The sequence below is a fragment of the Mycobacterium sp. genome (assembly GCF_035499775.1).
Taxonomy (GTDB): domain Bacteria; phylum Actinomycetota; class Actinomycetes; order Mycobacteriales; family Mycobacteriaceae; genus Mycobacterium.
Genome location: NZ_DATJYB010000177.1, coordinates 1 through 7,514, shown reverse-complemented (window position 1 = coordinate 7,514; position 7,514 = coordinate 1). Strand labels below are relative to the sequence as shown.

Annotated in this window: 5 protein-coding genes and 1 pseudogene; 4 read left to right on the top strand and 2 right to left on the bottom strand. The window is 65.1% G+C overall.

Going from position 1 to position 7,514, the window contains the following annotated elements:
- The coding region (locus VML93_RS12090) for an adenylate/guanylate cyclase domain-containing protein (protein WP_325610847.1) at positions 1-1,085 on the bottom strand (1,085 nt) is incomplete at its 3' end.
- Between the two features lie 111 nt (positions 1,086-1,196).
- On the opposite strand from VML93_RS12090, the gene VML93_RS12085 reads away from it, so the two are divergent.
- The 4 genes from VML93_RS12085 to VML93_RS12070 all read left to right on the top strand — a co-directional run bounded on the left by VML93_RS12085 (position 1,197) and on the right by VML93_RS12070 (position 6,684).
- Positions 1,197-2,201, top strand: coding sequence for a glycoside hydrolase family 6 protein (locus VML93_RS12085; protein WP_325610846.1), 1,005 nt, complete (start codon positions 1,197-1,199; stop codon positions 2,199-2,201).
- Positions 2,202-2,299: 98 nt separating this feature from the next.
- On the top strand, positions 2,300-5,104 hold the full coding sequence (locus VML93_RS12080) for a helix-turn-helix transcriptional regulator (protein ID WP_325610844.1): 2,805 nt from the start codon (positions 2,300-2,302) through the stop codon (positions 5,102-5,104).
- A gap of 222 nt (positions 5,105-5,326) precedes the next feature.
- Positions 5,327-5,896, top strand: coding sequence for a sigma-70 family RNA polymerase sigma factor (locus VML93_RS12075; protein ID WP_325610842.1), 570 nt, complete (start codon positions 5,327-5,329; stop codon positions 5,894-5,896).
- A gap of 182 nt (positions 5,897-6,078) precedes the next feature.
- Positions 6,079-6,684 (top strand): HdeD family acid-resistance protein, encoded by a 606-nt coding sequence (locus tag VML93_RS12070; protein WP_325610849.1) that lies wholly within the window; start codon positions 6,079-6,081, stop codon positions 6,682-6,684.
- A 546-nt stretch (positions 6,685-7,230) separates the two neighbouring features.
- Here the strand turns inward: VML93_RS12070 and VML93_RS12065 are convergent.
- Positions 7,231-7,514, bottom strand: a pseudogene (locus VML93_RS12065) (biphenyl 2,3-dioxygenase); the annotation flags it as partial.

The following is a 7,514-nucleotide window of genomic DNA, read 5'->3' as shown; positions in this document are numbered from 1 at the left end:
TCACCCCGTATCCCTTTGAGATGACGTGCTTCTGGAACTGACCACTCGATGCCGTCTCGATTGCCAATCGCCTGGCGCGCAGCCTCGGTCACCCGCACCGTGCTGGCGGGTGCCACGCCGGTAACCCGGCTGGCGAGGTTGACCGGGCTGCCGTACCAGTCGCCGGCGCGGTTGACGGCGTGACCAAACGCGAGCCCGACCCGCAGTCGCGGGAAGTCGTCGGCCGCTGCGGCGTCGATGAGGTCCAGAACGGTCAGCAGCAGCTTGAACGGGTCGGAGCAGACCAGCATCACGGCATCGCCGATCGTCTTGACGAATTGGACGGGACTTGCCACAACCTCATGGGCGAGATCTGCCAGCCGAAAGGCGACCAGTCCCAGATCTTCTGGTGCTATCTGCTCCCCGAGCCGCGTGAAACCCACCAGGTCGGCGAAAGCCACCGCGACGGCTCGCGCTCCCGGCAGGGTTCCAGCGGTGCGCTCAACCGCGTTGATAGCCTCGGTCTCGACTGAGTGCCGCAACGCCAGACGCAACAGAGCGCCCACCATCGGGCCAAGGAGTGGCTCGGCATCGTGCGACAGCACTTCAATGGCCTGGGCGAGTTCGAGTTCTGTGGCGCCGGGGTGTAGCGACGCATGCAGCGCCGCCTGACGCATCGTCACCGCCGCACCCGTGAGACCGTCCATAATCAGCCGGACGATCAACACAACCTGCACCGGATCGAGCCCGACATCGACCAACCGCGCAGCGTCCAGCACAGATTCCGCATCGGCCCGGGACAGCAGACGTGCGTCGGGATCGTCGGTACGAACCAGGCCGGCGGCGCGGTGCAGTTGTTGGAGCAGTTCGAGGCTCACGCCGCTGGCCTCTGATATTTCTCGCGACGAGACCAACGTTCCGTCGTCGCCGATTACGCGAATGGCCGGCAGCAGCAGAGGACTGAACTCGCTGCGGATCTGATCGGCATCAAACCCGCGAGCAAGCAACCATTGGACGAGCTCGGCGCGCTCCTCACGGGCGCGCCCGTGTAGACCGTCGAGCAGGCCTAGCTGCTCGACGTCCGGGCCGCTCGACTCTGCTGCCATTGGCGTCAACGTACAACACCGCCAAGTCGGACAGGCCGTGATCGCCGGCAAGCGTACGACCAGGCGCCGGCCGGATTGGCGCTCAACGCTCTGGGCAGCTAATTTCCTGGGGTGATGTTCTCAGCTGCTGGTGCAGTCCCGCGGTGGATCGCCCGTGCCCTAACGGTTGTGGCCGTTGCCGGCATGGGTTTTCTTGCCAACCCGGCCCAGGTCGGTCCCGCCCCGGCGATGCGGTTGGTCGCCGACGCCAACCCGCTATCCGGGATGCCGTTCTACGTCAATCCCGGCTCCGCGGCTATGCACGCTGCGCAGCATGCCGATCCGCCGAGTGCGGAGTTGACCGCCATCGCCAACACGCCGCAGGCGTACTGGATCGTCCCGGGCTCTTCGGCAGGAACCGTCGGGAAGTACACCGGCGACGCGGCGGCCGCCGGCGCCATCCCGATGCTGTCGCTGTATGGAATCCCCCACCGCGACTGCGGCAGCTTCGCCGCGGGTGGCATGGCGTCGGCCGACGACTACCGCGGATGGATCGACGGCATCGCGGCCAGCGTGGGCACCTCGCGGGTGGCGATCGTCGTCGAACCCGATGCACTCGCCATGGCGGACTGCCTGTCGGGTGATCAGCGCCAGGAACGCTTCGATCTGATTCGCTACGCCGTCGACACGCTGACCCGGGATCCGAACGCGGCCGTATACGTCGACGCCGGGCACTTGCGCTGGCATACCCCCGAGGACATGGCCGCCAGGCTCAACCAGGCCGGTGTCGGCCACGCGCGGGGTTTCAGCGTCAACACTGCGAACTTCTTCACCACCGGCGACGAAATCGGTTACGGCGAAGCGATTTCGGCGCTCACCAATGGTTCGCACTACGTGATCGACACGTCGCGCAACGGCGTCGGACCAGCGCCCGACGGCGAGCTCAACTGGTGCAACCCCGGCGGCCGGGCACTGGGCACCGCGCCTACCGCGGCTACCGCGGGCGCGCACGCCGATGCCTACTTGTGGATCAAGCGTCCCGGTGAATCCGACGGAACATGCGGCAAAGGTGATCCGCCGGCAGGCACCTTCGTGAATCAGTTCGCCATCGATCTGGCCCGCAGGGCGGGCCAGTAGGAGAGCTCGAACTGACGAGCAGTCCCAAGTTGTAGGCAGATGCCTACAATGACGTGCACTGCAATAGCAGTCCGGCAAGCGGGAGACAGGACACCCCGGTGCGGCCTTCAACCGGCCGATTTGACCTCGGCGGCCAGCGGCTCGTAACTCCGCCGATTCGCGGGCGGACGGCCGAGCAGAAATTGATCGGCACGCTGGTTACCGCGGTGGCGAAGGGCCGCGGGGGCGTGCTCGTCATCGAGGGCCCGCCCGGCATCGGCAAGAGTCGGTTGCTGACCGAGGTGTTGGCGTTGGCCGACGAGTCCGGGGTGCGCACCTTGTTCGGTGAAGCGTTCGAGTATCAGCAGACCGTGCCATTTTTCTCGCTATTCATGGCCACGCTGCGCGCCGACCCCCCGGTCGGTGATGTCGACGCACTGCGCCGGCTGGGCGGCTCGGCAGACCTGCGCTACTGGGTGGTGCACGATCTGGCCGACGCGATTCACGCCGCGGCGGCGCAGACTCCCCTGGCGATCGTGCTGGAGGACATCCACTGGGCCGATAACGGCTCGCTATTGGCGCTGCGGTCCCTGGCCACCGCGCCGGGCGTGCCGGTGCTGTGGGTGTTGACCGCCCGCACCGGGGAGGGCGGGCCGGCGGTGCAGGAGACGTTATCGGTGCTGCAGCGCGCGAACGCCACGTTCTTGCGATTGGCGGCCATGACGCCGGACGCGGTCGCCGACATGGTCTGCGACGCGGTAAGGGCCAAGGCGGACGCATCGCTCCTGAATCTGGCCGGCAAGGCGCACGGCAACCCGTTCCTGGTCAGCGAGCTTCTCGGTGGTCTCGGCGAGGAGGGCCGACTCGACGTCAGCGACGGACGTGCGATGGCAACCGGACACGCCATGCCGCGGCGCCTGGGCGCCAGTATCCAGCAGCGGCTGGACCTGCTTTCGCGCGATGCCAGCGAGGTGGTGCGGGTGGCCGCGGTGCTGCCCGACCGGTTCTCGGCAGGTCTGCTGGCCGCGATGTTAGAACGCCAGCCGACGTCGTTGCTCTCGGCGGTCGACGAAGCACTGCGTGCGGGTCTGCTCGTCGAAGACGAGGATCAGTTGCGCTTTCGGCACGATTTGTTGCGAGAGGCCACCCGACAGTCGTTGCCGCAGACGCTGCGACGCGCCATGGAGCGCCAGTCGGCATCGGTCATGCTGGGCCTGGGTGCCACCCCGGCCGAGGTGGCCACCCAGCTGGCACGCAGCGCCGAGCCCGGGGACGTGGAGGCGATCAATGCGCTGCGGGAGGCCGCGCAATCCGTTGGCAACAGCGACGCCAGTGTGGCCGCTGATTTGAGCAAGCGCGCGTTGGAGCTCTTGCCCGCCGGGGACCCGGAATATGGGCAACTGGTCGCCGAAACGATGGAGTTGCTCAACCGGGCCAGCCGCTATCAGGAGGCCGAAGACCTCGCCGTTGCGGCGCTCTCGGAAACGGTGTCACCCGACGAGGAAGCCGAAATCCGCCTGCGCCTGGCAACGCCCAATCAGCACAGCGCACAACGGCGCGTTGAGGAGAACCGCCGAGCGTTGCGGTTGGTCGACGTCAGCGAGGTCACCCGGGCACGGCATCTAGCGTGGCTGGCCTACAACCTGGCGCTGCAAGACCAATGCAAACAGCAGCGCGCGGCGGCCGACGAGGCTGCCGCGGCCGCGGCAGCGACCGGTGATCCCGAGGCCACGATTCTGGCCGAAGTCACCCTCGCCTTGCTCGACGGTGGTGAGGGGTACGCCGGCCGCGCCCTACGCCGCCTCGAGGACCTTCTCCCGCTTGCACGCGCAAGTGGTGTAACCGCAGCTCGTGACCTGGCCGCAGTCCACTACGCACTGACGCTGGCCGCGGTCGGCCGGTTGGATGAGGCTGCGACCCAGGTCGCCGACGGAATGGAGCGAGTCCGCCGGGAGCACGATGCGATGGCCCTTGATCTCTGGACCATGATCGACGGGCTGGTCCATCTGGCGGCCGGTCGGTTGTCTGCTGCGCGTACCGCGGCTGAATCCCTGCCGCGCCCACAAGGGACCGGTGTGGCCGAGCCGGGCATGATGCGCATGGTGATTCTGGCTGAGGTGGCGGCGAGCACCGGCGATCGAAACCTATTGCAGCAGACGGTTAATGACGTGCAAGAGACCTACTGCACCGGCTCGTCTCTGGTAAGTCGGTCAGTGGCGCATGTGCTCGCGCTGGCGGCCTGGCGGCGCGGCGACGTCCATGACGCGATGCGCTGGCTCGCCACCGTCACCCTCATCGGGTCACCACTCGGACCCCTGGTCTCAAAGCGGGTGATGTTGACTGCACGGGTGGCGTCGGCCGCCGGCGATGCCGGCCTGCGTGCGCGCGTCCTGCAGGCGATTGACCTGCTCGAGAGTGAGCGGCCGGCGGTCCCGCTGTTCACCGGGGTCGCCGGCTACGTCCGCGGAATCCTCGAGCGTGACGCCCAGGCGCTGGTGGTGGCCGCGGATATTCTTCGGGCATCGTCGCGGCCAATTCTCTACGCCGCAGCTGCCGAGGATGCGGGCAGTGAACTCGCACGAAGTGGTCGTCGTGACGAGGCGGTCGATCAGCTCAACGCCGCTTTCGACACCTACATGCAGCATGAAGCGCTCGCCGATGCGCGCCGGGTGGGCCGCGAATTGCGCCGGTTCGGTGTGGAACGTCGTATCGTCAGCCAGCCGCGGGCAAAAACGGGCTGGAACAGCCTCACCGACTCTGAGCTGAAGGTGGTCAGCCTCATCGCAGCGGGCGTGACCAACCGTGACGTCGCCGCTCAGCTGCACCTTTCCCCTCACACCGTGAAAACCCACATCCGCAACGCGTTCGCCAAGCTGGACATCAACTCCCGCGCCGACCTGACTCGGTTCGTGCCAGGGGTCTGATCGACAAGCCCCTCAGCACCGGGCCCGCTTAGCCCTACCCCCACCCTGCCCTAAACATCAGCCCTCGGGGCGATGGTTGCACGCTGCCCACGCTGGAACCGTAGTCGTCATCAACTTTGATCACACGCGGAAGGAGCGAACAATGCTAAATGCATTGCTGGGAATGCTGGCGATGGTGCCGGTAGTGTTCGCTGTCGCTGGGTACACGATGGTGTTCCGACCATGATCTCCGAATCAACAAGCAGCACTGCCGATTTAGATCCGAGCAGTGCGGCCGTCGAAGATTTCGTCACTCGGTTCCACTCTGACCTGATCCCGTTGCTTGAGCCCCTGCATGCGCAGGCGATGCGCCTGACCCGCAACCGCGCCGACGCCGAGGATCTCGTTCAGGACACCATGGTCAAGGCATGGGTGAGCATGCGATCGGGCAGGCAGAACACCAACCTTCGCGGTTGGCTGTTCCGGGTCATGACCAACACACACACCGACACCTACCGCAAACAGCGGCGGCGTCCCGTGCACTACACAAACGATTTCACCGCCGAAACCGCCGTTACCCAGCATTCCGCTGAAGATCAATTATTGAACACATTGGGCCACAGTGCGATTCGAGCGGCAATATGCGCGCTGCCGGAACAATTCCGGTTGGCGGTCTACTACGCCCGCATTCGCAATTTCTTCCCGAACTTCGGCATCGAGGACCGCGGCGATGGCGGCGGTGTGGTCGGCCTTCTTTCCAAGCCGGAGGCGCTAGAAGCCCAGTTGAGGAAGTACGCAGCAGTCCGCGTCTAAGCCCCAAGCGTCCGGCCCGAGGTCGGCGCAACACCAGAAAACACGCTTCCCGCCGGGGAATTACCACCGCGGCGATGAAGAAACACAACCGAATAAGGGCGGTTCGTTATCGGCGTGGCGCCCGTCCGCAAATGAAACCCGTTGTCGAAAAGGCTTTCGATGACAGAGCGAAAGGAAGAAAAATGAAGGAATCAACCGAAAACCCCTCCGTTTTCCGTCACCTGTGGAAATCGGTTCTTGGGCAAGGGCTGATAGGCGTAGTCCTGGGTGCCGTGGTGCTGGTCTGGCCCGGCAAATCCGTCCTCGTCGCAGCAGTGCTGTTCGGCGTTTACCTGCTGGCATCCGGCATCGCACAGGCCATCGCCGCATTCACTGTCGACGGCGCCGGTAGCAACCGCGTCCTGCTATTCGTCAGTGGCGCACTGTCAATCCTTCTGGGTGTGTATGCATTCCACGACTTCAACGACGGCGCCGCCGTATGGGTCCTGGCCACCTGGATCGGAATCGGATTCCTCTTCCAAGGTGTCGCAGAGACCGTGTTGGCGATCAACCACAAGGAATTGCCCGAACGTGGCTGGCACATCTTCAGCGGACTGCTGAGCACGCTCGCCGGCATAGTGGTGATCGCCCTGCCGTTCGACTCGATCGTGGCCCTCGCGATCGTTACCGGGGCATGGCTGGTCGTCATCGGGATCTCACAAATTGTGTGGGCGGTCAAGGCGCGCAAGGCAGGCGCCAAGGTCGACCACTTCGTCGACACATTGAAGCAGCCAAGCACCGTCGGCTGATTCACCCTGCGGCGGGCTGGGGCGCGGTGAGCGCGCCTCAGCCCGCCGAACGTATTACCCACCATGACGACATCATTGCGTCGGGTGGATTCACGCCGTTCTGTGCCTCCGAAAACCGCCCCCCTGACGTGGCGCCAACCCTCAAATGCCAACGTGCGAAACAAAAAAGCCGATTGCGCCGCCGTAAGGCTGTCCCTGCCAATACCAGGGATGAGCAGGGTTCGGCTGGCGGGCCATCGCCAGGAATTTGCGACTCTCGCATGGCGCTGATCGTCGTCATACGCAATCTCAACCGACGGCGAACACACGAGGAAAAGAGCGAACAATGCTGAACACAGCCTACGGACTGCTGGCAGTGTTGCCGGTTGCGCTCTGGGTCGGCCGGGTAACCGGTCCCGACGCGCAGGTACGACGGGTAACCAACGACCAACCTGCGACCATGATTGACCGATTTCGCGCCAATAGGGCGCAAAGACGCCGTGAACAAAGAGAATTCAAAGCCTGGCTGCAGATAACCGCGAAACCGCTGTGGTGAATCTTGCCGGCTCACAAGGTCCGAAAGTTCAGCGTTCTCCGACCGGCGGGTTGCTTGCTCCCGGGGCGGGTGCCGGCCCCTTGTCTGAGCAGTTCCGCCTCGAGGACGCCCTCGCGAAGCCGCTCGAGCAGGTAGCCGGGGTCGAAATTGACTCCGATCGGGTTGTCGGCGAATTGCTCGGTGCTGAAGTAGCCGGTGGTCTCCTGGGCGGTCGAGAAGTTCTCCACCTGGAACTCCAACCGGATCCCGTCCGGATCCTCGTAGTACAGCGAGGTTGTCGGGCCGTGGTTGATCG

Coding starts and splice junctions, on each gene's coding strand:
- VML93_RS12075 (WP_325610842.1), top strand. CDS start 5,327: ATGATCTCCGAATCAACAAGCAGCACTGCCGATTTAGATCCGAGCAGT.
- VML93_RS12070 (WP_325610849.1), top strand. CDS start 6,079: ATGAAGGAATCAACCGAAAACCCCTCCGTTTTCCGTCACCTGTGGAAA.